Origin of the sequence: Gordonia sp. CNJ-863, assembly GCF_001942325.1 — a bacterium.
GTDB classification, from domain to species: Bacteria; Actinomycetota; Actinomycetes; order Mycobacteriales; family Mycobacteriaceae; genus Gordonia; species Gordonia alkanivorans.
This window is the reverse complement of the sequence record NZ_MKKG01000077.1, coordinates 68215-92536: the sequence shown is the minus strand read 5'-3', so window position 1 is coordinate 92536 and position 24322 is coordinate 68215. Positions and strand designations below refer to the sequence as shown.

Below are 24322 nucleotides of genomic sequence, written 5' to 3'. Positions count from 1 at the left end.
CCTCACACACCCGATAGGATCTGTGCCATGTCACAGTCCACGGCACCGTCGCCGAACGCACCGTCCCCCGAACGTCGCAAAGTCGCCGACGAGGCGCCCGGCTTCATGCCGCTCGACGAGGCCCAGACGCTGTTCGAGATCGCCGGAGAGTATCTGTCCCAACCAGATTCGACGAAGGTCGGCGTGGAGATCGGCACCTACTGCGGAAAGTCCACGGTGTTCCTGGGTTCCGCCGCCGAGGCGAACGACGCCGTCCTCGTCACCGTCGACCACCACCGCGGCTCCGAGGAGCACCAACCCGGCTGGGAGTACCACGACGAATCGCTGGTCGACCCACACACCGGCACGCTCGACACCTCGGCACGTTTCCGCCGCACCATGTTCGACGCCGGACTCGAGAAGACCGTCGTCGGACTCCTCGCACCGTCGAAAGTCGCCGCCCGCATCTGGGGCAAGCCTGCCGACTTCGTGTTCATCGACGGCGGCCACAGCATGGAAGCCGCCCAGAACGACCTCGACGGCTGGGCTCCGTGGGTGCGCATCGGCGGCGCCCTGCTGATCCACGACGTCTTCCCCGACCCCGCCGACGGCGGACGTCCGCCCTACGAGATCTATTGCCAGGCTTTGGAAACCGGCCAGTTCACCGAGGTCCGGGCGGAAGGATCGCTGCGCGTGCTCCGACGCGACTCGGGTGAGGTCGGAGCGCCGCTGCAGGCCTGACCCTGCACCGAAAGGCGTTGGCGCCCTATGCCTGCTCCAACATCGCGCGCGCTTTCCCGAGGACGTCGGGATACCGCTTGAGGTGTGCGCCGCCGTTCACGTCGAACGCTGCTCCGGTGATCCATCGCGCCTTGTCGGAGGCGAGAAAGACGATGGTGTCGGCGATCTCGGCGGGTTCGCCGCTGCGTCCGAGCGGTGTGTTCTCGATGTACTCCTCGGTGAGACCCGGCACGAATCCGATGCCCTCGGTCAGCGGCGTCGACACCAGACCCGGCGATACGGCGTTGACCCGTATCCCCCGTTCCGCCAACTCCAGGGCCGCGACCTCGACGAGCATCAGCACACCCGCCTTCGACGCGCAGTACGAACCCATCCCGCACCCGGCTGCCGACCGTTGAGCGACGCGATGCAGGTGATCGAACCGCCGTCGGCGATCCGTCGGCCGGCGTGTTTGATCACCAGGAACGTGCCCGTGAGGCAGACGTCGACGGTGTGACGCCAGGCATTCAACTCGAGTTCGGTCAGGGCTCCCGGATCAGACAGTCCGGCGCAGTTCACCACCGTGTCGAACTCTCCGACCGCGTCGAACGCCGCGACCACCGAATCCTCGTCGGTGACGTCGAGCCGCAGTGCGCGGACGGTGCCGAGACGCTCGGCCGCAACCTTTTCGGCACGCTCGGCGTCGACATCGGCGACGACGACCTCCACTCCCCCGGCCGTCAGCGCATCGACCGTCGCGAGCCCGATTCCCGACGCTCCCCCGATGACGATCGCGCGCTTCACCGGGCGGTCACCGTCTCGACCGCGAGCTTGCGGGTGAGGAACGCGATCGCGTGGCCCACACACGGTTCGAACCAGTCGTTGCCCGCGAAGACGTCGAAGTGATCACACGGGTAGTGCCGGACCTCGGCGCGTGCCTTGAACGCCGCCTTCGCCGCGGCGTGAGGAGGCGCGGCCGAGTCGTAGTCGGCGATCTGCACGAGCACCGGCGCGTCGAGCTCGTGGACATGCTTGTCGGCACGGAAACCGCCGATCTCCAGACCCACCGACGCATCGACCTCGTTGCGCCAGGACGGTCCGGCGATCGCCAGGTAGCTCTCGAGGAACCCCGGCGCTGTCAGTGCCGCATCACGGTCCCCCGGCTTGCCGACGACGCGCATCATCTTCGGGCCGCGCCCCAGCTTCGCCGACAGCGCACTCGCCACCGCGGTCGCGGTGGATCGGGCGATCGCCGCACCCCCGACCTGGTCGTAGGCGACGCGACCGGCCGCGAGCCCGTTGACGAGGGGGATCACCGAGATCACCGCGGCGATGTCGGTTCGGCCACCGGAGACAGTCAGGACGTGACCGCCCGACTGCGAAACTCCCCAGAGGATCACCCGATTCGGGTCGACGCCGGGCTGCTTCTTCGCAGCAACGATCGCCGCGCGATAGTCGTCGGCTTGGCGTTCCAGCGAGATCTGCTGTCTCGGTTGACCTTCGGACAACCCGAAACCGCGGTAGTCGAACGCGAAGACCGCGAGTCCAGCCTCCGCGAAACGCCGGGCGAACGGTTCGAGACCCGAGTCCTTGGCGCCCGCGAAACCATGCGCCATCACGACGACGGGCCGTTTGCCGTCGACCTCGAAGGGCGAAGCCGACGAACCAGCGAAAAACCATGCGTCGCAGTCGGTGCCGGACGACGGGAAGCGGACGGTCTCCGCCCCGGACGTTGTGGTCGTGCCCGCTGCGGTCATGCTGAGGCCCCCGCTTCCGAGACGGTGCCGACGGGCACGGCTTCCGCGACACCGGCCCAGGTCATCGGCCCCTGCTCCTGCGCGCGGCGTCGACCGTCGGGAATCTCTTTGGTACGCATGTTGTGTTCGTAGAGGTAGTGGTCGAGTTGCTGCGTGTGTCGCGCGCTCTGGACCATGTGGCCGGTGAAGAACTCTGTGTCCGCCGCGATCGTGTCCCGCATCTGGGCAACCGATGGCGGACGATAGTGGCCCGTCGCGTACGCACCGATCAGGCGCGCCTGGCACTCGACGAACGGGAACAGCGTCGGGACGGCCTGCGCGAACCCGGCGAAGACGAGGTCGTCGATACCGGGGTAGAACATCCGCTTGTAGAGGTCGATCCGGTTGTCCGGGGCGGAGATGAAGTCGGGGTCGAAGAACGGGAAGGTGATGTTGTATCCCGTTGCATAGATGATGATGTCGAAGTCGTCGGAGGTACCGTCGTCGAAGTGGACCGTCGATCCGTCGAGCCGGCTGACGTTCGGCTTGGCGATGACGTCGCCGGAGCCCAGGCGTAGCGGCAGCTCCACCGACTGCGTCGGATGCGCCTCGAAGAACTTGTGATTCGGAGTCGGGAGACCGTAGTCCTCCGGACGGCCGGCTGTCACCGGTTGCATGATCTGCACGAACTTGCGCTGCCACGCCATCGGGATGTGCGGCGAGGTCTTGTAGTACTTGTCGGCGGGCTTGCCGCCGAAATACTTCGGCACGATCCACGCACCGGAGCGGGTGGACAGGGTCAGCTTGTTGTCGAGCGCCTTCGACGACAACTCCACCGCGATGTCGGCAGCGCTGTTCCCCAGGCCGACGACCAGGATGCGCTTGCCCATGAAGTCATGCGGCGTCCGCGGATCGATGTAGTGGTGCGCATGCATCTCGATGCCGTCGAACTCACCCGGGAAGCTCGGGAACCGCGGGTCCCAGTGGTGCCCGTTGGCGACGACGAGGAGATCGAAGCGGCGTCGTTCACCTCGTTGGGTCTCCAGCTCCCAGCCTCCACCGTCGAGTCGACGGGCGTGCTCGACGCCGTTGGTGAACTCGATCGACGAGGTGAGGTCGAAGGCCTCCGCGTAGGAGTCGAGGTACGCCTTGATCTGCGTGTGGTGCGGGAAGTCCGGGTAATCATCCGGCATCGGGAAGTCCCGGAAGGACAACTGATGCTTGGAGGTGTCGATGTGCAGCGACCGGTACGCGCTGCTGTGGCCGTTCGGGTTGCCGAATGCCCAGTTGCCGCCGATGCGGTCGGAGCTCTCGAAGCAGGTGTACGGGACGCCGTAGTCGGTGAGCATCTTGCCCGCGGTCAGGCCGCTGATCCCGGCGCCGATGATCGCGGTGGTTGGTAAAGGCACGCTGCCCCCTCTGGACAAACTTCGGTGATGATCGAACATCGCGGTGTAGACACAATCTGGTTTGTGTCTACACCATGACCTGAACCGTGTACACAGATTCCACGAACTGTCTACGGGCTTGTTAGTCTTCGCCGGAGCGCTGACGACAGAGCAGACCCAGGCGACGAGCGACGCAGGAGACCCCGTGACCGAGACGACCAACCCGTCGGTTCACGACCGGTTGCTCGACGCCACCGAGAAGTTGCTGGCCGAAAAAGGCATTCGGGCGACGACGATGCAGCAGGTCGCCGAGTCCGCCGGGGTCTCCCGGGCGTGGCTGTACCGGCACTACCCCGACAAACCGTCGATGATCGGCGCGACCATCGTGCGGCTGACGGAATCGTTCTGGCGCGACGCACGAGCGACGCTCGACGACATCGGCGATCTGGCCGGCCAGCTGACCGCCGGCGTACGGATCGGGCGCGGCGCCTACGATGACCCCGGAACCCTCCTCATGCGATTGCGCACCGAGGAACCGACGGAGTTCGCCGAATGCGCGGGCGTCGGCGTCGTGAAACTGGTACCCGACCTCGCCGGCTTCTGGTTCCCGTACATCGAGGCCGCCGCCCGACGCGGGGAGATCCACGCCGGACACGACCTGCACGAGGTCGCCGAATGGGTTGCGCGCGTGCTGATCAGCCTCGGCACATCGCCGGGCGAGACGATCGACATCGACGACGCCGAGCAGGTCCGGCGCCATCTCGACCGGTTCGTGATACCCGGTCTGCGTACCGACCCGCTCGCCTGACCCGGCGCTAGACGGCTGCCGGCGCGAGGTCGAGTTTTCCGGCCAGCTTCGCCAGGTAGCCTGTCGCGCGTTCCACCGAGTCGTCGGGCAAGCCGTAAAGCACTGTGGTCACGCCGATCTCGCGCCACTTCACGAGCTTCTCCGGCACCGGCCTGAAGTCGAGGACGACGATCTCCGGCTCACCCTCGCGACCGGCATCGGACCAGATGCGCTTGAGCAGTGCAACGGAACCCTCGATGTCCTCCTCGCCCGGGGTGGTGATCCAGCCGTCTGCGCTGCGGGCGATCCACTTGAAGTTCTTCTCGTTGCCGGCCGCACCGACCTGAACGGGGATGTGTCCCTGCGTCGACTTGGGCCACGCCCAGCTCGGCCCGAAGTTCACGAATTCGCCGCTGTACTCGGCTTCTTCCTGCGTCCACAGGGCACGCATCGCCTCGAGGTACTCGCGCAGCATGGTTCGACGCCGCTTCGGCGGCACGTTGTGGTCGGCGAGTTCGTCCAGGTTCCAACCGAATCCCACGCCGAGGGTCACCCGGCCCCCGGAGATGTGGTCGAGGGTGGCGATCGTCTTGGCCAGGGTGATCGGGTCCGACTGGACCGGGAGCGCCACGGCAGTCGCCAGACGGATGCGCTCGGTGACCGCAGCGGCGGCGGCGAGCGACGTCCACGGATCGAGGGTGCGCATGTACCGGTCATCGGGAAGGGTCTCGTCACCGGTCTGCGGGTGCGCGGCGTCACGGCGGGTGGGGATGTGGCCGTGCTCGGGCACGTAGTACGACGCGAAGCCGGCGTTCTCGATCAGCGGCGCGAGCACGTGCGGCTTGAGCCCGCGATCGCTGGTGAACTGCACGATTCCGAACTCCATGAGGCCTCCCCGGGCACCGTTGCGGCCGCCCGGAACAGAATCGGACGGTTGACTGGACACCAGTCTAGGTGATGGGCGCCACAGAGACCAGGGGGTGCGATCAGGGCGCGACGGCCAGCCGCTGACGGACATCGCGGAAGATGCCGTTGGCGACACTGGTGCGACTCACGGCATCGGCCGCCAGGACGACGGCAGCAGAGGTCCAGCAGCTCTTCTCCACCGGCCAGCGTTTGCCGTCGGCGAAAACCAGTCCGGTCCAATACGATCCGTCGGGATCGCGCAGATGCTGAATCGAGGCGATGAGCTCGATGGCGTCGGCGGTGTCGCCGAGCGAGTCGAGAGCCAATGCCAGCTCGCAGGTTTCGGCACCGGTGACCCACGGACGGTGGTCGACGCAACGCACACCCTTGCCGGGGACGACGAACTCGTTCCAGCGGCGGGCGATCAGCTTCTGCCCCTCTTCCCCACGCACCGCGCCGCCGAGGATCGGGTAGTACCAGTCCATCGAATGTTCGGACGGAGGTGTGAAGATCTCCCACTCGGCGTCGCGCGCGGTGTCCGTACGGATGGCGTCACCGAGTTTGGTGTGCGCGGCGATCCACGCGGCGTCGGGCTGATCCAGCTCGGCCGCGATCCGGATCGCGCAGTCGATAGCCTGAAAAATGCTGGCGTTGCCGGTGATCAGGGCCTCACCGAACATCGCGCCGGTGCGGTGGTCGCCGCCCCACCGGAACGCGCCGTCGTCCCGCTGGAAGCGCAGGACACAGTCGATGGCCGACCAGACGACCGGCCACATCCGCTGCAGGAAGGCGTCGTCACCGGTGATCAGGTAGTGGTGCCAGACCCCGACCGCGATGTAGGCGCAGAAGTTGGAGTCGGTGCCGGCGTCTTCGACCTTGCCGCACACGGTGCGGATCGGCCACGAGCCGTCGGCTCGCTGTTTACGCCGCGACCATTCGTATGCCGCCTCGGCCTCGGCGTGAAAGCCGGTCACCGACAACGCCATCGCCGATTCGATGTGATCCCACGGATCGGTCTGCCCACCGGGGAACCAGGGCAGTGCGCCGGATTCCTCCTGCATGCCGACGATGGCCGCGCCGGTGGCGCGCATCTGCTCGGCGGTGACCACTCCAGGGACAGCCGGAGCGGCCGTCATGAAGACGCGGCAGTCTCGGGCTTACGGAGATACAGGGCCACGGACTTGCCGATCATCGGGTTGAGCACCTGCTCACCCACACGGGTCAGCCACGGCTTGCTCATCATGTCCCAGACGAGCAGCTGATGATATCCCTTGACCAGCAGGTTGTCGTTGTTCTCCACGCCGACAGCACATTTCAGCCACCAGTACGGAGCGTGAAGGGCGTGTGCGTGATCGATGCCGGTGACCTCGAGGCCCGCCTTGCGCAGCTTGTCGGCCAGTTCCGAGGCCTTGTAGATACGGACGTGTCCGCCCTCGACCTCGTGGTATTCGTCCGAAAGGGCCCAGCAGACCTTCTCCGGCCAGTACCGCGGCACCGTCACGGCGGCCACGCCACCGGGCTTGAGGACGCGGACCATCTCGCTGATCGCACCCTCGTCCGTCGGGATGTGCTCAAGGATCTCGGACATGAGGACCACGTCGAAGCTGTTGTCCGCGTAAGGAAGACGCAGCGCATCTCCGACCTCGGCGCGCGCCTTGGCCGAGGCGGGCACATGCCCTTCGGCCGTCATGGCGTCGAACATCTCCGCGACGTCGGCCATGTCACTCTCCGACATGTCGAAGGCGATGACATCCGCTCCCCGACGGAACATCTCGAAAGAGTGTCGTCCCTGACCCGCCCCGATGTCGATCGCCTTGGTGCCCGGGCCCACGCCCAGACGGTCGAAATCAACTGTCAGCACTCGATGTCCCTTCTGTTGCTCGCCGGTGTCCGGCGAGCACGGTTTCGTAGTGGGCCGCAGTCTTCGCGGCCACCGCCGCCCAGCTGTAGTTCTCCTCGGCGCGGCGGCGTCCTCCCGAGCCCAGACGCGCACGCAGTTCGGCGTCGTCGAACAGTCGTCCGATCGCCTGTGCGAGGCGCCCGGAATCCCGCGGCGGCACCAGCAACGCGGCCTCTTCACTCGTGCCGACGACTTCCGGGATCGCACCGGCGCGAGTGGCCACGAGCGGTGTCCCACAGCTCATCGCCTCGACGGCCGGCAACGAGAAGCCCTCGTACAGCGACGGAACGCAGGCAACCTCGGCCGAGGCCAGGAGCTCCGCGATCTCGGCGTCCTCGAGCCCCGAGACCACCGACACCCGGTCGGCGATCGCGAGATCCTCGATCATCTTGGCAGACGGCCCATTAGGGTCCAACTTGGACACCAGTACCAGTTTGACGTCGTCACGCTCGGCAGCGAGCTTCGCAACCGCCTCCAGAAGGTACGACACACCCTTGAGCGGCGCGTCGGCGCTGGCGACACAGACGATCCGGCCCGGGACGCGGTCGGCACCGGGCGTGAAGATCTCGGTGTCGACGCCGAGCGGGATCGTGGTGATGCGGCCCGACGGGATGTCGAACGCCTTGCGGATGTCGACCTCGCTGCTGCGAGAAACGGTGAGCAGCTCCGGGATCCGGCGCGAGACGCGTCCCTGCATACGCAGGAAGGAGTGCCAGCGCCACGCGGTGATCTTGCGCCAGCCCTTGGCCGCCTTGACCGCGAGGGTGCGGTCACGCGTGATCGGGTGGTGGATCGTCGCGATGAGCGGGAAGCCCGCCTTCTGGATCTCGAGCAGTCCGTACCCGAGGCACTGGTTGTCGTGCACGATGTCGAAGTCGTCGCGCCGTTCCTTCAGCAGCCGGGCGACCCGCAGGCTGAAGGTGAGCGGCTCGCCGAAGCTCGCCGTCCACATCGATCCGACCTCGAGCATGTCGATCCAGTCGCGGTACTCGCTCAGCTTCGGCGTACGGAACGGGTCCGGCTCGTCGTAGAGCCCGAGGCTGGGCACCTTGGTGATCGTGACGCCGGCGTCGATCGCCGACTGGTCGAGCTCCGGATACGGCTGTCCCGAGAAGATCTCGACGCTGTGCCCGAGCAGCGCGAGCTCGCGGGAGAGGTGACGGACGTAGACGCCCTGCCCACCGCAATGAGGTTTGCTGCGGTAGGACAGCAGTGCAACCCGCACGGTTACTGCGCTCCGGCGGCGGCCGCCGCCTCGAACTCGGAGATGCTGACGAACTTCGCCCGTGCACGGCCGGCGGCCTTGCCCGCGGACTTCTCCGCTGCGTCGATGGCCTTCCATCCCGCGAGGTCGATGCGGTTGGCACCGCGGTCGGCGCACAGTGCGGCGACATCGTCACGCGGGGTCGACGGATCGCCGATGGCGCCGGCGACGAAGTCGTCGATCACGGCACGTGCCGTCTCCTGACCGCACAGACGATTCATGCCGATGCCACCTGTCGCTCCGCGTTTGATCCAGCCGGTGACGTACAGCCCCGGCATCACGTCGCCCTCGGTCGCGGCCTGCACGCGTCCCCCGGCGTTCGGGACGACGCCGCGCCCCTCGTCGAAGGGGAGGTCGGTGACCGGGACGCCGCGGTATCCGATGGCCCGCAGAAGGAGGCCGGTCTCGAGGTCGAATCGCTCGTCGGTGGCCTTCACGGCCACGCGGCCGGCGGCGTCGGCGTCGGCTTCGGTGTAGGCGTTGCGCACGCACGTCAGCGTAGTCACTTCGCCGTCACCGGCAATTCCGGCGGGAGATGCCAGGAAACGGAAGACGATGCGCTTGTTGCCCGGTGTCTGCGGACGTTCGGCGAACTCGCGGGCCAGCCGGATCTTGGTGGCGATCGTCGAGTCGAGCGTGTCATCGGCCAGGGCAGCCTCGGAACCCTCGTCGAGGACCAGATCCTCGGGATCGATGACCACGTCGACGCCCTCGACGTCGCCGAGAGCGAGGAACTCGCTGTTGGTGTAGGCCGCCTGGGCGACGCCGCGGCGGCCGAGCAGCACGACTTCGGTGATGTTCGATTCGCGCAGCTTCGCCAGGGCGTGGTCGGCGATGTCGGTCTTGGCCAGTTCGTCGGGGTCGGTGACGAGGATGCGCGCCACGTCGAGCGCGACGTTGCCGTTGCCGACGACGACAGCCCGTTCCGAGGACAGGTCGACGTCGAGGTCGGCGAAGTCCGGGTGGCCGTTGTACCAGGCGACGAACTGGGTGGCCGCGACGGAGTTGCGCAGGTCCTCACCCTCGATGTTCAGCCGCTTGTCGGTCGCGGCGCCCACCGCGTAGATGACCGCGTGGTAGCGGGCGACGAGCTCGTCGTGGCTGATGTGCTTGCCGACCTCGACGTTGAGGTAGTAGTCGAAGTTCTTCTTGGCGGCGACCGACGCGAAGGTCTTCTCGACCCCCTTCGTGGCGGCGTGGTCCGGGGCGACGCCCGCGCGGACCAGGCCGTAGGGCGTGGGCAGACGGTCGAACATGTCGACCTTGATGGCCGGTTTGCGGACGAGTTCCTCGGCGGCGTAGAAGGCGGCCGGACCGGCACCGACGATCGCGACGTGCAGTTCCCGGTCGGGCAGCTGCGGCGCCTTGCGTGGCGGGACGAGCCCGCCCTCGACGTCGTGGTCCTTGTAGTAGTCCGCGTTGATCTGCAGGTACGGCTCGTCGCGCTCGGTGAGCTGATCGTCGGGGACGATCGCCTCGACCGGGCACTCGTCGATGCACGCGCCGCAGTCGATACAGGTCTCCGGGTCGATGTACAGAGCCTCGGCAGTCAAGAACTCCGGCTCGTCGGGCGTCGGGTGGATGCAGTTCACCGGACACACGCTCACGCAACTGGCGTCGTTGCAACATGGACGGGTAATCACATGCGCCATCTGCTGTTTCTCCGTAATTCCACACGTAGAACGTGTTCTAGTTTCAGTCTTGACTGTATCTTAACTGCAAAGATACCTGCGACCCATCGAAGGGACCCGAGTGAGCCAGGTTACGTCAGGCGAGAGAGCGGGATCACTACCCGACCGCAAGGAGGGCGCCCGGTTCTACCAGGCGGGATACCGGGTCCGGACCGGTGATGTCGACCAGGACATGCGGGTGCGGCTCGACGCCGTCGCGCGGTACCTGCAGGACGTCGCCAACGACAATCTCGAGGCCACCGAGTTCGGCAGGACCGAGCCCTTCTGGATCGTCCGGCGCACCATCATCGACGTCATCCGGCCGATCACCTGGCCGGCGACGGTGACCGCCCAGCGCTGGTGCGGCGCGCTGTCGACCCGCTGGACCAACATGCGGGTGCGGCTCACCTCCGAGCACGAGACCAACCGGTTCAATCCCGACCACCGCCCCGCCGGCCTCATCGAGACCGAGGCGTTCTGGATCAACGTCAACGACAAGGGCGTGCCGTCACGGCTGTCCGACGAGGCCTTCGAGATGTTGTCGTCGATGACCGACGAGCACCGTCTGCGATGGAAGTCGATGAACCCCGAGAAGGCCCCGGCCGCCGAGGACATCCCCTTCCCCGACCGTGAGCACGTCCTGCGGATCACCGACTTCGACCCCTTCAAGCACCTCAACAACGCCGCCTACCTCGAGGCCATCGAGGACGAGCTGGTCGAGCACCCCGATCTCGTCGACATGCCGCACCGCGTCGTCATCGAGTACCTGCGGCCGATCGTGCCGGGGACGCGCCTCACCCTGCGTCGTGTCCGCGAGGGCGACCAGCTGACCGTGTGGCTGATGATGCCCGGTACCGGCGACGAGCTCGTCGTTGCGGCGAGCGTGGCGGTGGGTCCGCTACCCACCAATCGGTAGAAGAAACGCGTGCATAGCACGCATTTCTTCTACGAAATCCCGGGGCTACTGACCGCCCTGGAGCAACAGCTCCATCAGCTTGATCGGCGCCTCGCACGGGTCGCCCGCGGGCGCGCTGCGGGGTTCGACGAACCAGGTGAAGATCCCGCGACTCGGAGCCCTCGCGGTGACGCCGCAGACTCCGGGTCGGTCGGGGCTGCGCTGGGTGAAGGCGGACTGGCTGGCGACCTTGATGTTCTCGGTCTGGAAGCCGAGCTTTTTGGCCGTCTCCTTCTCGAGGTTGACGTTGCCCCACTCGAACCAGTTGAACGTCACGCTGACGACGTCGGTGGCACCGGACACCAGCCACCGGCAGATGGCACCGCTGAAGGACCGTTCGGCGAACCCACCGCCGGCCACCACGTCGGCGATCATCGCGTCGGGTAGCACGTCGCACTCGAGGAGCAGTTTGTCGAATTGATCGGTGTCGATGTCGCTGCTGCCGGACTGTCCGGCGGCGCCCACCGGCACCGGCTCACCGTCGACCGTGCGCGCGCAACCGACGAGTGCGGTCAGGCCGAGGAGGAGCGCGACGAGGACTGCGAGTGACCGCCTCATGAGGCACGCTCGATGGACAGCTTCGCCAACTCCCGTGCGGCGTCGCAGATCTGCTCGATGGGCCGCGCCTCGACCGCGTCGCCCCGGATCGACCACTCGAAGAAGTCGGCGCCGAATCCCATACCGACCTCACAGATCTGGCCTGACTGGGTATAGCCGATGAACCCCTGGTGACCGTCGATCTCGAGTTTGTTGGTCACGTCGCGCGACAGCTTCACGTTGGCCTCTTCGCGGCCGATCGGCGAACCGCGGTACCAGTTGAACGAGGCGACGGCCCCTGTCCGCGAGCCGGTGGTGTCCCATTCGCACACCGACGTGTTGTTGACGGTCTCGGTGAGTCCGCCGAAGCCGGTGATGCGGGTGACCTCTTCCAGCGTCACGCCGCCGCATTTGCCGAAGAACGGCCCGGAACCGGCCTGCGCGGGCGCCTCGGGGGTGTTCGGCCTGTTCGGGTCGGACGGCTCGTCGTCCGAACAACCACCGACGAGCAGCACGACGACGGCGAGGAAGGCGACGAGGAAGCTCGAGTCGCGGAGCCGATCGAGTTGTCGCCGTTCGCGTTTGGTGGGTCGGCCGGCACCGCGGTCACGACGCGGCTGACTCGCCAGGATCTCCCTGGGCGGCGGTGGCGGCGACCGGTCGATGAAGCACTCGGCGGCCATCGGCGCCGACACCCGCTTGTTGATGGTCTTGGTGACCTCGACGATGCGTTCGCGCCCGTCGAGCCGGACGCGGACCTCGTCACCCGGAACCACCGGCTGGGCGGCTTGGCCGTCACGCCGTTGACGCGGACATGGCCCCCACGGCATGCGGCACCCGCCGCGGATCGGGTCTTGGTCAGGCGGATGGCCCAGATGTAGGCATCGACGCGCGTGGACATGGTCAGTGACCCGGCCGCCCGGCCGTCCGGCCGTGGTGACGTCCCGAATCGTCGATCATGCGCCCACACTCCCTTCACCCGCATGTGCCCGCCGGCACCGCGCAGCGATGCGGTCGGGCTCATTGGCCACCACTGTAGCCGCGCGGATCGTCGAGTCGGGGTTCACCGCGCGGGCGTCGTGCTCACCGCTTGCGGGACAGCAGGTACACCCCGCCGCCGACGGCCAGGATGGCGAAGAGGATCGCCAGGAACGTCTGGTCGAGCACCAGCAGGACCACGAACACGGCGACGCCCGGTGACACCGCGACCAGGCTCATCACCGGATGCTGCCGGACGACCTCCGACACTGCTCTGCTTCTGTCGCGATCGATCGCCATCACGGCCTCCCTGGTCGGCTCCGCTTTTCGACCAGCGTAGTCATTTGTCGTCCGGGTCGGCCGGAGGTCGATCCGTCGACCGACCGTGAGCCCTGACTCCCCGGTCGGGGGCTGGAGAATGGTCGACGCCCGGCACGGATCGAGTCCAATGCCGGGGCGCCGGTCTGTGGGCGGCCGGTGTCAGGCCGCTTCGGCGCCGGAGCCGCTCGACGAGCCCGAGTCGCTGCCGGAACCACTGCCCGAGTCGGCGTCGCGGCCGGCGCCGGAGCTGCCGCTGCCGCTGTCCGAACCGGAGTCACCGGCCGAGCTGGAACCGCTGTCCGAGCCGGCGTCGCCGCCGGAGCTCGCGGAGTCCGAGCCGCCGTCCGAATCCGAGTCACCGTTGTCGGAGCCGTTGTCAGAGCCGTTGTCCGGGCCGGCGTCGGAATCCCCGGCGTCGGAGGCCTCAGGGGCGCGGTGCTTGCCTTCGTAGCCGTCATCGGCCGCCCGATGCTTGCCGACGTACTCGTCGACGACGTCGCTGCCCGAGTCGTCGGATGCGATCTCGGGCGCCGCCACGAGATCGGGGCCCACGAACTCTGCGGCTTCCGGCTCCGCGAAGGTCGACGCCGCGAACGCGGTGGGAGCCGAGGCCGCGACCCGGGCGACGGCGTTCGACTGCGGGATCACCGCGCCGCCGGTCGCCGGGATGCCGAAGGGGAACTCATAGCTCGGAATGTGGATGACCGGGACGATCTCGCCGGTGTCGAGCTGCCCGAAGGTGATGACCGGGAGGCCGAGGCGGTTCGGACGGTACTCGCCGTTCACCTCGACCAGCGGGCGGAACGTTACCTGGGAACCCAGCCAGTCGACGGTGATCGGCCCGGTGAAGCCGTAGTCACTGGTGAGGCGGAGGAAGTTGCCGCTGAACAGGTCGTAGTCGCCGCCGATGCTCAGGCGGGAGAAGTCCTTGGAGAGGGACATCCAGTCGCCGTCGAAGTCGATGCCGGAACCGCTCAGAATCGACGCCAGGATTCCCTGCAGCGCTTCCTGACCGGCGTCGCCGAGGACACCCGTCGGGTCTGACAGCAGCGCCGTCGGGTCGGTGAGCGCGAACTGCACCTCACCGTTGGGCTGCTGGTAACGGAAGTCGAAGGTGCCCAGCACATTCGCGCAGGCTCCGACGCCGTCGGCGTAGGCGCCGGTGAGGCCGCCGTAGCAGCCGACGCCCTTGATACCGGGGATCTCGAGGATCTCCTTGCCCAGCACGGTGACCGGGAGGTCGCCGGTGTTCCAGGCATGAGCCATGCCGAGGAGCGCGAAGGACTTGGCCGTGCGGCCGTCACTCGCGCCCGCGGTCGCGATGCTGAGCGGGAGGTACGAGATGGCGGTCGCGTCGCCTTTGCGAAACGCCACCGCCAGCTGGAAACCGTTGCCGATGACCTTTGCCGAGCCCTCGGTGGCAGGGGCGTCGGCAAGCGTCGCCGGCAGGTTCACGCCGAGATTGCCGACGATCGTCCTCAGGATCGAACCGAATGTGCCCGAGAAGATGTCGTCGTACACGTTCTTCAGGGGGTCGTAAACGCCGATGGGAACGATCTCGATCCGGTCGGGAAGCACGATGCGATGCCGATCCCGCCGAAGTCGGTACTGGACTGCGAGCAGTCGGCGCCGCCGCGGGCGCCGTCGGAGACACAGGATTCGATGCGCCAGGCTTCGGCGATGTCCGCGAGCGCGCCGTTTCCGACACCGCTCACCAGCTCGCCGAGAGGATTCCCCTTGTTGAAGCTGTTCGACCAGTCTCGGAGGTCACTGATCGCGGACGCCTCCGCGGCCGCCGGCTCCATCGCCTGCCCGGCGCCGATCGCGGCCACCGTGGCGATCGCGGCCGCGCCCGCGACGACGCGGTGCTGACGCTTCTGCTTGCGGTCCGCGCGCCGCGCGACCTTCTCCGAACGCTGAGTTCGGTTCCGCCCCATGCTGGTCACTCGTCCAACTTTCTTTCTCCCCACCCCTTGCGCTGAGCAAGTTAAGCATCGGAAATCGAAAATTGGTAGCCGAAACGAGGCCTGTCACAAAACCACCGGGTTGGACAAACGACCAGGTCGGACGTCGACAGTCATCGCGCGAGGCGCTCGGTTCCGTATGACATCGAGCCCGGTTTGCGGGTTCGATGTCATACCGATGAGGAGCGGGCGGTTACGCCGTGACTACCAGCGGTCGCGGTCGAGTTCCGTTCCGGCAGCACCGGCGTCGGCCGCGCAGCCGAAGCCGACGATCCATCGTGCGGGACCGGTCTCCCCGGCGGCCACCTCGACCTTGCCCAGCATCATCGGTTCCGGGAGAGCAGCGAGGAACTCGCCCAGCGCGGACGCAGACAGTCGCCAGACCTCACCCCGGATCGCCTGTCCCACAACAGGATCGCGGATCAGACCGGGCTTCGGCGGAGTGGTGTCGAGCGCGACGAGGCGGTAGGTCGGCGTCGTCGCGATCTCCCCCGCCCAGCGGGCACCCCGTTCGCTGAGTTCGTGCGTGAGCGGACCGCCCCGCATGTGCGCACCGAAGACCGCGAGCTCGACCGACTCCTCGGTCTCCACCCACGACGCCCCGACATCGGGGACGCCGAGGAACCGGGCCGCCACTTCGATGAGAACCGCGTCCTCGTGCGCCGCACCCAGCAGGGTGACACCGAATTGTGCTTCGCTGCCCTGGGTTTCGGCCACGACGCCACTCGGCACGGCGATTCCGCAGAGGTCGAAGAGATTGCAGAAGTTGGTGTACGTGCCCATTCGCGAGTTGACGCCGACCGGGTCGGCGGCGACCTCGGCGATCGTCGGGTGCCCCGGCGCGGTCGGGACCATCAGCACGGTCGCGTCGCCCCACTCCCCCATGGCCTCCGCACGGAGTTCGGTGAGGCGTCGGCGTGCGCGCAGGAGGTCGACGGCGGTGAATCGGGAAGCAGCACCGATGATCCCGGCGACGGTGGGATCGAGCCCGACGTCGTCCGCGTCCGTCGCATCCAGGAAGTCGCCGACGGCGTCGTGTCGTTCGGCGACGAGCGCATCCTCGTACAGCAGCTTCGCCGCCGCAAGGAAGGGCGACAGGTCGATGGTCTTGATCACGAGTCCGGCGTCCTCGGCCCGCAGCACCGCCTCGGCGAATGCGGCACGCCACGCCTCGTCGAGGTCCGGCAGTTCGGCGGGTACGGCGACGACGGGTCGTTCCGGTGCGGCCAGGGGCGCCGACGTGCCGAACGGCCGTGGTCCCTGCGCGGCGGACATCGCTGCCATCGCACGGTTCGCCAGTGGCAGGTCGGCCGCGAAGATCGTCACGGTGTCATAGCTGGCACACGCTGGCACGACGCCGTCGGTGGAGATCGACCCGACCGTCGGCTTGATCCCGACAAGTCCCTGGAGTCCGGCGGGCACGCGGCCGGAACCGGCGGTGTCGGTGCCGATCGCGATGTCGGCGAACCCGAGTGCCACGGCCACCGCGGACCCCGAACTCGAACCGCCCGAGATGTATTCGGGCCGTCGCGAATCCCGAACGGCACCGAACGGACTTCGTGTTCCGACGAGGCCGGTGGCGAACTGGTCGAGGTTCGTCTTCCCGATCATCACCGCACCGGCGGCCCGCAATGCCGCGACCGCCGGGGCGTCGGCCGCGGGCGTGTAGGCGTAGCCCGGGCACGCTGCCGTGGTCGGCAACCCGGCGACGTCGACATTGTCCTTGACCGCGAGGACGGTGCCGGCCAGTGGCCCGCCGGCCGCGAGAGCCGCGTCGTACTCGGCAGCGACCTCCGCCTGCGGACGCAGCGCGATGAGTACCTCGGGACGGTCCGCCTCGGCGATCCGCATGTAGATCTCGTCGACCCTGCTCATGCCACCCGCTCCTCGTTCTCGGCCCCGACCGCGCTCAGGTCGGCGGCGAACTCGCCCTGCGCGGACCATCTCTGACGCTCCTCGGCGCGGGCGATCTCCATCTTCTCGCGCCGGAGGGCGATGTCGGCGGCATTGTCGTCGAGGTATTGCTGGTGCTCGGCGAGCGAGAAGACACCGTCGACGATCTTCGTGCTGTCCCCGCGCCCGGCCGCGACATCGGCGCGCATGTCGAGGAGTTCCTCGGCACTGACCGGATACCAGGAGATGCGGTCGAAGAAGCGCAGCAGCCAGGGATGCTGGGGATCGAAGCCGGGCGCCGACTGTGGGTGCCGGTGGTTCCACACCTGCGTGGTGCGTCCGACGAACTGATAACCGCCGGGGCCCTCCATGCCGTAGATGCACAGGTAGGCTCCGCCGATGCCGACCGCGTTCTCCGGGGTCCAGGTCCGGGCGGGGTTGTACTTCGTGGTGACGAGCCGATGCCGCGGGTCCAGCGGGACCGCAACCGGCGCACCGAGATACACGTCGCCCAGGCCGAGCACCAGGTAGCTGGCGTCGAAGACCGTGCGGTGGACGTCGTCGACGGAGTCGAGACCGTTCATGCGGCGGATGAACTCGATGTTCCACGGGCACCACGGAGCGTCGGAGCGCACGCCGAGCATGTAACGCTTGATGGCCTCGCGGGTGGCCGGGTCGTCCCACGACAGGGGCAGGTGCACCGTTCGGCTGGGGACCACGAGATCCTCGGCCGCGGGCAGCTGGCTCTCACATTCGATGAGCCACTGGAGCATCCGGGACTGCGACCACATGTCCGGGTCGGCTTTGACCTGCAGCGACCGGATGCCGGGCGTGAGATCGATGAGGCCCCGGGGCTTCTCGGCGGCGATGCGTTCGCTCAGCGCGTGCACGCGGGCGCGCAGGGCCAGATCCAGTTGCATGTCACCGTATTCGACGAGGATGTTGTCGTCACCGGAGCGGCGGTAGGTCACCGCCGTCGATCCGTCGGCGGTCGTCGTCGAGCCGAGGATGCCGTTGTCGGCGTCGCCGCCCGCGGACAGAACGTCGACGAAGCTGGCACGCCGGCCGAGACCGGTCTCCTTCGGCGAGGCGGTCGCCTCGCTGCGAACGGCCACGAACCGGATCGTGTCACCGGGCTTGAGCTGACCGAGCTTCCACCGCTGGGCGGTCACGACCGTCACCGGGCACACGAACCCGCCGAGACTCGGGCCGTCGGGCCCGAGCAGGATCGGGGTGTCGCCGGTGAAATCCAGGGCGCCGACGGAATACGCGTTGTCGTGGATGTTCGACGGGTGCAGTCCGGCCTCGCCTCCGTCGTTGCGCGCCCATCGCGGCTTGGGACCGATCAGCCGGATGCCGGTCCGGTCGGAGTTGAAGTGCACCTCGTAGTCGGTGGCGAAGACGTCGCCGATGTCGGCCTCGGTGAAGAACTCCGGCGCACCGTGCGGACCGACGGTCACCGCCAGTTGCCAGGTGTTGGTGAAGGCGGGCTGCTCGTCGCCGAGGATGCGCCGCGCCGGGCCGGTCGATCCGCCGAGCAGGGTGAGCTGATCACCGGCCGCGAGCGGACGGCCGTCGAGACCCCCGAAGCGGCCCATCGTGAACGTGGAACGGCTTCCGAGGTAGTCCTCGGCGTCGAGCCCGCCGGACACCGCGATGTACGCCCGCATGCCGAGCGTCCCCACTGTTCCGACGTCGAGGACGTCACCTGACGACACCGACAGCGGAACCCATTGCGACACAGTCCGTCCGTTGACGGTGACGGTCACCGGTGCGCCGGTGACGGCCACGACGGCGTCGGCGTCGAACCGCAGCGCCGGACCCATCAGGGTGACCTCGAGACCAGCAGCTGTCTCGGGGTTGCCGACCGCGAGGTTGGCGAGGCGGAACGACAGGTCGTCCATGGGCCCGGAGGGTGGGACGCCGACCTTCCAGTACCCGATACGACCGGGCCAGTCCTGGATGGTGGTGAGCGGACCGGACCGCAGGACGGTGACGGGGGCGGGCGTGGCGGCCCCGGTGGAGGCAGTCATGGTGTGGTTCCTCGAAGGTCGTTGTGCGGTGCGGAAATCGACGCGACTGGCCGTCAGACCACGGGCCGGGTCACGATGACGCGGACCGCGGTCGGATCGAATCCGTTGCAGGGGTTGTTGATCTGCGGGCAGTTGGAGATCAGCACCAGGGTGTCGACCTCGGCCCGGAGTGCCAGGCGCTTGCCCGGGGCCGACAGGCCGTCGACGATGCCGAGGGAGCCGTCGGGATCGACCGGCACATTCATGAAGAAGTTGACGTTGCCGACCAGATCGGCCTTGCCGAGTCCGTGGCGGCTGCCCTCGATCAGGAAGTTCTCGACGCACGCGTGCTGATGCCTGGTGTGGTGGCCGTAGCGGAGGGTGTTGGATTCCTGCGAGCAGGCGCCGCCCACGGTGTCGTGGTTGCCGACCTCGTCGGCGACGATCGTCATCAGCGGTTCGCTCTCCTGGTCGCGGATGACGGTGCCGGTGGTCAGGAAGATGTTGCCCTGCGCGGCGATCGTGGCCTGCGCCGAGTAGCGCTTGGCGTGATCGGCCGCCCCGTAGAAGAGGGTGTCGACGGCCTGATTGCCGTGGAGGTCGACGATGGTGAGTATGTCGCCGGCGGCGACGACGCCCGACCAGGGGCCGCGTTCGCCCACGATGGCGTCGTCGACGACCGTGCCGTCAGCGAGGGCGAGATCGGCCGCGGGTGCCGCGGTGAGATCGATGGTGGTGGTCACGAGTGGTGTCCTCTCTCAGATTGGGCAGCTCAGAAATGAGCTGCGGCCCAGACGTCTTCGGAGTTGGCGACGGCACGCTGGTACTCGGGATCGGTGTCCGCGACACCGGCCAGCAGAGCGTCGAGATCGGGCTGGGCCTTCCACGCGAGCACCTCGAGCGAGGTGGTGTCGAACGTCGGCGACGGATCGACGGGATGTGCTGTGTTCGCGATCGCCACGACACACGGCAGGTGCAGGATCAGGTCGACCGATGTGTCGGCTCCCGCGGAACCGGTGGAGCGCAACGACCCGTCGTCGTCGACCTTCACACCGTGGAAGAACGACACCGAGGGGGCGACGTCGGTCGGGGTCAAGCCGTGCTTCGCGGCGGCGAGGGTGAACATCTCACGGCCCGCCGGGCTGGCCGAATGCACCTTCCCGTCCCCGTGTTTCGCGGTGTTGGCCGCGAGAGTCGTGGTGCCGCAGAGTGCGTCGTGGTGCCCGGAACCGTCGGCGACGATCGTTGCCAGGACGCGTCCCTGGTCACTGAGCAGCGGATGCCCGGAACCGAGGTAGGCCTGCCACGGAACCTTCACGGTGTCGGCCGCATTGAGCCGCTCCCACGGTGCGTCGGCGCGCCACAGCAGGATGTGTGCGCAGGCCGAGCCGGCGACGTCGTGCAGCCTCAGCCGCGTGCCGCGGGCCAGGACCTTGCTCGTGTACCTCCCCCCGGGCACGGTCTCGGCCCAGGTGAGGGAAGCGGGATCCACATCGGCGGGCGGGTTCGGCCAGTTCGACGCCGGGACGACCGGCATGCTGTCGGTGATGCGACCGGCCTGCGACCGGGCGTGTTCGCGGGCTCCCGCGGTGGTCCCGGTGCCGGTGGCGGTGATGGTCATGTCGGATGTCTCCTCGGAATGTGGGTGTGGTCGGGGTTTGTGGAGCTCGGGTCACCGGGCCTTCGTGGCTCGTCGACTTCGATGCGCTCCTTCGTCGCTTACTCAGCCCGGCGGCTTGCGCTCCTCGCACCTCAGGCAGCAAGGGTGGGCGCAACCCTCGGCCCGAGTCAGGACTTGGCGGGGTCGACGGGCTTCGGATGTTCCTTGCCGCGAGGGAAGCACGCGATGCCGGCGAGGACGGTCACCGCGATGACGATCGGTCCGGCCCAGCGCAGGATCGGCATGTCGCCGGCGGGATCGAAGACCTCGGCACGTGGCCAGGCGAGGTTGACGACCATCAGTGCCCCGTAGAGCACGGCGAGGAGGTTCACCACGATCCCGAAGCGGCCGAGGCTGAACAGTTTCCGGCCGCCGGCGTCGACACCGCCGGTGTGCGGCCAGCCCTGGAACCGGCGGTAGAGCATCGGACCGGTGACGGCGAGGTAGGCCAGGTAGATCAGGTAGATCAGGATGATGCACACGCTGGCGAGCGTCGCGAAGATCGCGGAGTTGCCAACGTTGACCACCAGGACGCCGATGCAGAGCACGCCGATGAGGATCGATGGCGCGATCGGGGTGCCCGTCCGCGAATTGACGTGTGCCAGTTGCTTCGAGAACGGGAGCCGGCCGTCGCGTGCCATCGAGAACATCAGGCGGGAGCATGCGGTCTGGATGGCGAGGGTGCAGATGAAGATCGCCACCGCGACGTCGCAGAGCAGGACCTTGCCCCAGAAGCTTCCGAGCACCGAGTCCAGCACGTAGGGCAGGCCGCCGATGGCGAGTTCCTCGCTGAGCGTCGGCGCGGCCATGAGCGCGCCCAGCAGCATCAGGCCGCCGCCGATGGCCGAGACCGTCAGTGCCATCCGGATGGTGCGCGGTGCGACGCGGCGCGGGTCGCGGGTCTCCTCGGCGAGTTCACCGGCCGAGCCGAATCCGACCATCACGTAGGCGGCCATCAGCCCCGAGACGATGAACGCCCAGATGTAACCGGGCTGCTGACCGGGGACGCCGGTGTCGAAGACGACACCCGGACCGCGCTGGGCGTGGGTGAACAGCGCCAGGATCACCGCGATCACGCCGACGAGTTCGCAGACCACGCCGATGCTGTTGACGCGGCTCATCCAGGTGACGCCGACACAGTTGATGGCGGTGACGATCACCAGCAGGATCGAACCCAACAGGACCGCATTCGACGCCCCGCTGGTGCTGGTGAGCGTGGGATCGTCGCCGACGATCTGGAAGCCCATCCACACCGACGGCAGCACCACCTGGAGGGCGATGGCCGCCGCGGCCGCCGTGACGACCTGCGCGATCATCATGAACCAGCCGCCGAACCAGCCGATGACCTCACCACCCATGCGGCGCGACCACTGGTAGATCGCACCCGAGATCGGATAGCGCGCAGCGATTTCGGCGAAGCACAGAGCCACCAGGAACTGACCCGCGTAGACGATCGGCCACGTCCAGAAGAAGGCCGGGCCGCCGAACCCGAAACCCAGGCCGAAGAACTGGAAGACCGTGGTCAGGATCGAGACGAAGGAGAAGCCGGCCGCGAAGGAGGCGAACTTGCCGAGCGACCGGTGCAGCTGCTGGTCGTAACCGAGATCGGAGAGGTCGTCGGCGTCGAAGTCACCGGCCGGGGCGGTGACCGGTTGCGCGACGGTCTTTTCCGGGGTTGAGGTCATGATGCGTTCTTTCTTCTCGAGGAGCTCCTCGTTGAGCGCTTATCTGTCAGGTGACAGATAAGCGAACGCACGTTTCTTTCGATTGACCGTTCTGTTCCGTCTGCGAAAACGTCGGTAACGACTGCGTTAATCGGCGCAGGTCGCGGGATCGCACGGCCATCCGGGGACTCTCGAGCATGGTCAACTAGGTCGAGAACATCCACCAACGCAGGAGGAATCATGGCGACCGGCACGCGCACGGCCACCACGTCCGGCAGCCCCGGGCGCCCACGCCTGGTGCCGTCGAGGCGCCGGGGCGAGACCGCTCGCGACGAGATCCTCGACGCCGCGGCCGAGCTCTTCACCCGCCACGGATACACCGGGACGTCGACCCGGATGATCGCCGAGGCGGTGGGCATCAGGCAGGCCTCGATGTACCACCACTTCAGCACCAAGGACGACATCCTGGCGCACCTCTTGGAGACCACGGTCGTCGGCTCGGTCGAGCAGGCCCGCACGCTGCTCGATGCCGACGGACCGGCGCTGGAGCGACTGCTCACCCTGGCCCGCTACGACGTGGAACAGCTCGCCCGCGCACGCTGGAACCTCGGGGCGCTCTACCTGCTGCCCGAGGTCGGGGAACCGCGCTTCGTTGAATTTCGCTCCGCGCGACAGGAACTCGCGGCCGCCTACGCGGCCCTTACCTCGGCGGTGCTGGGCGATCCGGCAGACAAGCGCTGTCTGCTGCCCTTCCGCCTCGTCGAGTCGGTCATCATGATGCGCGCCGACGAACAGCGCGGCGAACTCGGCGGCCACACCGCCGAGGGTCTCGTCGACACGATCGTCGGCGCGGTCCGGATGCTGATCGAGCATCGGCCTTAGCGAGAACGAAAGCAGCCAGAGCAGAGATCGGCCCTGACGCAGTCCGCGACTGCGTCAGGGCCGATCTCTCGCGTGCGCTCAGCAGCTGCCGATGGCACCTCCCTGTAGTGCGACCTCGGCAATCCGTGCCCACGTGCACGGCAACGCATCACGACGGGCGGGCGCCGACGGCGCGATCTGCTTCACCGCCGGTGTCGGCGTCACGCGCTTCACCACGGGCGCCGAGGCCACCTGCTTGACGGCGGGCATCGGGGTCAGCCGCTTGATGGAGGTCGCCGGTACCGATGGCGCCACCAGCGCCGGGGCCCGATCGAGCGAGGCCGTCGTCGGCTGGGGCCGCTTGGCCGGCTTGCGGTTGAGCGGCACCTTCCATCCCTTGTCGTAGCCGTGCGCCGCGCCGATGGCGACACCGGCCGCGACGGCCGGGAGCGCTACGAGAGTCGCGACCACGGCTGTTCCGATGAGCGGCCCGAACACCAGACCGGTGGGCCAGAGCGGAAGCGTGAGGAGAAGCCCGAGCCCACCACCGACGACACCGCCGACGGCGAGGGCGAGCGGAGCCGCCACCCCGGCGCCGATCACGCCGCCGACCGCGGCGTCCCCGACCATCTGTTCGGCGACCTTGTCGGCGCGGGCGGTCGAAACCCCGTTACTCCGAAGAACATCGGAGATCCCAGCGACGAGTTCACCGGACCCAGCGCTGATGTCCGAGGCGAGTTGCGGAGACACGGCGCGCGGGCGGCGGAGTTCGAGGTTTCCGATCCGCACGACGTCGCCGGCCGCGGCGGTCTGGTCGGCGACCCGACGGGCGGGCCCCAGGGGCGTCGGGTGGATCGTGTTGTCCCCCGCGCTGACCCGCGGCCAGGTCGATGTCACCACCGATTCCTGTTTGGGCCCAACGGAAGTGGACACCACCACCTGGGACACCGGGCGGAGGTCCGGCAATGCCCCCGCCGGAAGCGCCATCGTGGGGATCCCCACCGTCGCGATCCCCGGTGTCGGCGGGCCGGCCGCCGGGGTGGCGGCGTGGGCGGGCACGGTAACCGCGAACGACGCGGCCATCGCACACCCCAACATCGCGACCGCTGGGCGTCGAACACGCAAGC

19 protein-coding genes and 3 pseudogenes are annotated in these 24322 nt (G+C 67.9%); 4 read left to right on the top strand and 18 right to left on the bottom strand.

Annotation, left to right across the window (positions count from 1 at the left end):
* The first annotated feature begins 27 nt into the window (after nucleotides 1-27).
* On the top strand, nucleotides 28-720 hold the full coding sequence (locus tag BJF87_RS23105; protein WP_035755798.1) for a class I SAM-dependent methyltransferase: 693 nt from the start codon (nucleotides 28-30) through the stop codon (nucleotides 718-720).
* Nucleotides 721-745: 25 nt separating this feature from the next.
* On the opposite strand, the pseudogene BJF87_RS23100 reads toward BJF87_RS23105, so the two are convergent.
* The 3 genes and pseudogenes from BJF87_RS23100 to BJF87_RS23090 all read right to left on the bottom strand — a co-directional run bounded on the left by BJF87_RS23100 (nucleotide 746) and on the right by BJF87_RS23090 (nucleotide 3844).
* Nucleotides 746-1503, bottom strand: a pseudogene (locus BJF87_RS23100) (SDR family NAD(P)-dependent oxidoreductase).
* Entirely contained in the window at nucleotides 1500-2456 is a 957-nt protein-coding gene (locus tag BJF87_RS23095) for an alpha/beta hydrolase (RefSeq protein WP_075863986.1), read from the bottom strand. The pseudogene BJF87_RS23100 and the gene BJF87_RS23095 overlap by 4 nt, the downstream one beginning before the upstream one ends.
* The gene (locus BJF87_RS23090; RefSeq protein ID WP_187346538.1) at nucleotides 2453-3844 is read right to left on the bottom strand and encodes an NAD(P)/FAD-dependent oxidoreductase; all 1392 of its coding nucleotides are present in this window, start codon (nucleotides 3842-3844) and stop codon (nucleotides 2453-2455) included. The genes BJF87_RS23095 and BJF87_RS23090 overlap by 4 nt, the downstream gene beginning before the upstream one ends.
* Nucleotides 3845-4028: 184 nt before the next feature.
* Here BJF87_RS23090 and BJF87_RS23085 point away from each other — a divergent pair, with 184 nt between their 5' ends.
* Entirely contained in the window at nucleotides 4029-4631 is a 603-nt protein-coding gene (locus tag BJF87_RS23085; protein ID WP_006358624.1) for a TetR/AcrR family transcriptional regulator, read from the top strand.
* Between the two features lie 7 nt (nucleotides 4632-4638).
* On the opposite strand, the gene BJF87_RS23080 is transcribed toward BJF87_RS23085, so the two are convergent.
* The 5 genes from BJF87_RS23080 to BJF87_RS23060 form a co-directional block, all read right to left on the bottom strand.
* Nucleotides 4639-5496, bottom strand: coding sequence for an LLM class F420-dependent oxidoreductase (locus BJF87_RS23080; RefSeq protein ID WP_035755807.1), 858 nt, complete (start codon nucleotides 5494-5496; stop codon nucleotides 4639-4641).
* 100 nt (nucleotides 5497-5596) lie between these two features.
* The gene (locus BJF87_RS23075; RefSeq protein WP_035755810.1) at nucleotides 5597-6652 is read right to left on the bottom strand and encodes a prenyltransferase; all 1056 of its coding nucleotides are present in this window, start codon (nucleotides 6650-6652) and stop codon (nucleotides 5597-5599) included.
* On the bottom strand, nucleotides 6649-7377 hold the full coding sequence (locus BJF87_RS23070; protein WP_006358627.1) for a class I SAM-dependent methyltransferase: 729 nt from the start codon (nucleotides 7375-7377) through the stop codon (nucleotides 6649-6651). Before BJF87_RS23070 ends, BJF87_RS23075 begins: the two co-directional genes overlap by 4 nt.
* Complete coding sequence (locus BJF87_RS23065) at nucleotides 7364-8641, bottom strand: glycosyltransferase family 4 protein (RefSeq protein WP_005201455.1); 1278 nt, start codon at nucleotides 8639-8641, stop codon at nucleotides 7364-7366. Before BJF87_RS23065 ends, BJF87_RS23070 begins: the two co-directional genes overlap by 14 nt.
* Nucleotides 8642-8643: 2 nt before the next feature.
* Complete coding sequence (locus BJF87_RS23060) at nucleotides 8644-10332, bottom strand: FAD-dependent oxidoreductase (RefSeq protein WP_075863984.1); 1689 nt, start codon at nucleotides 10330-10332, stop codon at nucleotides 8644-8646.
* A gap of 100 nt (nucleotides 10333-10432) precedes the next feature.
* Here BJF87_RS23060 and BJF87_RS23055 point away from each other — a divergent pair, with 100 nt between their 5' ends.
* Entirely contained in the window at nucleotides 10433-11266 is an 834-nt protein-coding gene (locus BJF87_RS23055) for an acyl-[acyl-carrier-protein] thioesterase (protein WP_035755815.1), read from the top strand.
* A 45-nt stretch (nucleotides 11267-11311) separates the two neighbouring features.
* Here the strand turns inward: BJF87_RS23055 and BJF87_RS23050 are convergent, their stop codons facing one another.
* The 9 genes and pseudogenes from BJF87_RS23050 to BJF87_RS23010 form a co-directional block, all read right to left on the bottom strand.
* Complete coding sequence (locus BJF87_RS23050; protein ID WP_006358630.1) at nucleotides 11312-11863, bottom strand: DUF3558 domain-containing protein; 552 nt, start codon at nucleotides 11861-11863, stop codon at nucleotides 11312-11314.
* Nucleotides 11860-12743 (bottom strand): annotated as a pseudogene (locus BJF87_RS23045) (DUF3558 family protein). The gene BJF87_RS23050 and the pseudogene BJF87_RS23045 overlap by 4 nt, the downstream one beginning before the upstream one ends.
* Before the next feature lie 182 nt (nucleotides 12744-12925).
* Nucleotides 12926-13120: a hypothetical protein gene (locus tag BJF87_RS23040; protein ID WP_006358632.1), complete on the bottom strand. Its 195-nt coding sequence runs from the start codon at nucleotides 13118-13120 to the stop codon at nucleotides 12926-12928.
* A 180-nt stretch (nucleotides 13121-13300) separates the two neighbouring features.
* Nucleotides 13301-15078 (bottom strand): annotated as a pseudogene (locus tag BJF87_RS23035) (hypothetical protein).
* Nucleotides 15079-15309: 231 nt separating this feature from the next.
* Complete coding sequence (gene atzF / locus BJF87_RS23030; RefSeq protein WP_075863983.1) at nucleotides 15310-16980, bottom strand: allophanate hydrolase; 1671 nt, start codon at nucleotides 16978-16980, stop codon at nucleotides 15310-15312.
* Nucleotides 16977-19031, bottom strand: coding sequence for a 5-oxoprolinase/urea amidolyase family protein (locus tag BJF87_RS23025; RefSeq protein ID WP_035755822.1), 2055 nt, complete (start codon nucleotides 19029-19031; stop codon nucleotides 16977-16979). The genes atzF and BJF87_RS23025 overlap by 4 nt, the downstream gene beginning before the upstream one ends.
* 53 nt (nucleotides 19032-19084) lie before the next feature.
* Nucleotides 19085-19753, bottom strand: a complete 669-nt coding sequence (locus BJF87_RS23020) for an urea amidolyase associated protein UAAP2 (RefSeq protein ID WP_006358636.1) — start codon at nucleotides 19751-19753, stop codon at nucleotides 19085-19087.
* Nucleotides 19754-19782: 29 nt separating this feature from the next.
* A complete protein-coding gene (locus tag BJF87_RS23015; RefSeq protein ID WP_006358637.1) occupies nucleotides 19783-20631 on the bottom strand; it encodes an urea amidolyase associated protein UAAP1 in 849 nt (282 codons plus the stop codon).
* Between the two features lie 167 nt (nucleotides 20632-20798).
* Nucleotides 20799-22355 (bottom strand): amino acid permease, encoded by a 1557-nt coding sequence (locus tag BJF87_RS23010; RefSeq protein WP_075863982.1) that lies wholly within the window; start codon nucleotides 22353-22355, stop codon nucleotides 20799-20801.
* 219 nt (nucleotides 22356-22574) lie between these two features.
* Here BJF87_RS23010 and BJF87_RS23005 point away from each other — a divergent pair, with 219 nt between their 5' ends.
* Entirely contained in the window at nucleotides 22575-23216 is a 642-nt protein-coding gene (locus BJF87_RS23005; RefSeq protein WP_006358639.1) for a TetR/AcrR family transcriptional regulator, read from the top strand.
* A gap of 78 nt (nucleotides 23217-23294) precedes the next feature.
* Here the strand turns inward: BJF87_RS23005 and BJF87_RS23000 are convergent, their stop codons facing one another.
* Entirely contained in the window at nucleotides 23295-24278 is a 984-nt protein-coding gene (locus BJF87_RS23000; protein WP_230461835.1) for a hypothetical protein, read from the bottom strand.
* Nucleotides 24279-24322: the final 44 nt, after the last annotated feature.

Excerpts from the sequence above, each read along its gene's own strand:
- BJF87_RS23050 (WP_006358630.1), bottom strand. The coding sequence starts at position 11,863 with ATGAGGCGGTCACTCGCAGTCCTCGTCGCGCTCCTCCTCGGCCTGACC.
- BJF87_RS23040 (WP_006358632.1), bottom strand. The coding sequence starts at position 13,120 with ATGGCGATCGATCGCGACAGAAGCAGAGCAGTGTCGGAGGTCGTCCGG.
- BJF87_RS23080 (WP_035755807.1), bottom strand. The coding sequence starts at position 5,496 with ATGGAGTTCGGAATCGTGCAGTTCACCAGCGATCGCGGGCTCAAGCCG.
- BJF87_RS23005 (WP_006358639.1), top strand. The coding sequence starts at position 22,575 with ATGGCGACCGGCACGCGCACGGCCACCACGTCCGGCAGCCCCGGGCGC.
- BJF87_RS23095 (WP_075863986.1), bottom strand. The coding sequence starts at position 2,456 with ATGACCGCAGCGGGCACGACCACAACGTCCGGGGCGGAGACCGTCCGC.
- BJF87_RS23010 (WP_075863982.1), bottom strand. The coding sequence starts at position 22,355 with ATGACCTCAACCCCGGAAAAGACCGTCGCGCAACCGGTCACCGCCCCG.
- BJF87_RS23015 (WP_006358637.1), bottom strand. The coding sequence starts at position 20,631 with ATGACCATCACCGCCACCGGCACCGGGACCACCGCGGGAGCCCGCGAA.
- BJF87_RS23105 (WP_035755798.1), top strand. The coding sequence starts at position 28 with ATGTCACAGTCCACGGCACCGTCGCCGAACGCACCGTCCCCCGAACGT.
- BJF87_RS23025 (WP_035755822.1), bottom strand. The coding sequence starts at position 19,031 with ATGACTGCCTCCACCGGGGCCGCCACGCCCGCCCCCGTCACCGTCCTG.
- BJF87_RS23060 (WP_075863984.1), bottom strand. The coding sequence starts at position 10,332 with ATGGCGCATGTGATTACCCGTCCATGTTGCAACGACGCCAGTTGCGTG.
- atzF (WP_075863983.1), bottom strand. The coding sequence starts at position 16,980 with ATGAGCAGGGTCGACGAGATCTACATGCGGATCGCCGAGGCGGACCGT.
- BJF87_RS23000 (WP_230461835.1), bottom strand. The coding sequence starts at position 24,278 with ATGGCCGCGTCGTTCGCGGTTACCGTGCCCGCCCACGCCGCCACCCCG.
- BJF87_RS23075 (WP_035755810.1), bottom strand. The coding sequence starts at position 6,652 with ATGACGGCCGCTCCGGCTGTCCCTGGAGTGGTCACCGCCGAGCAGATG.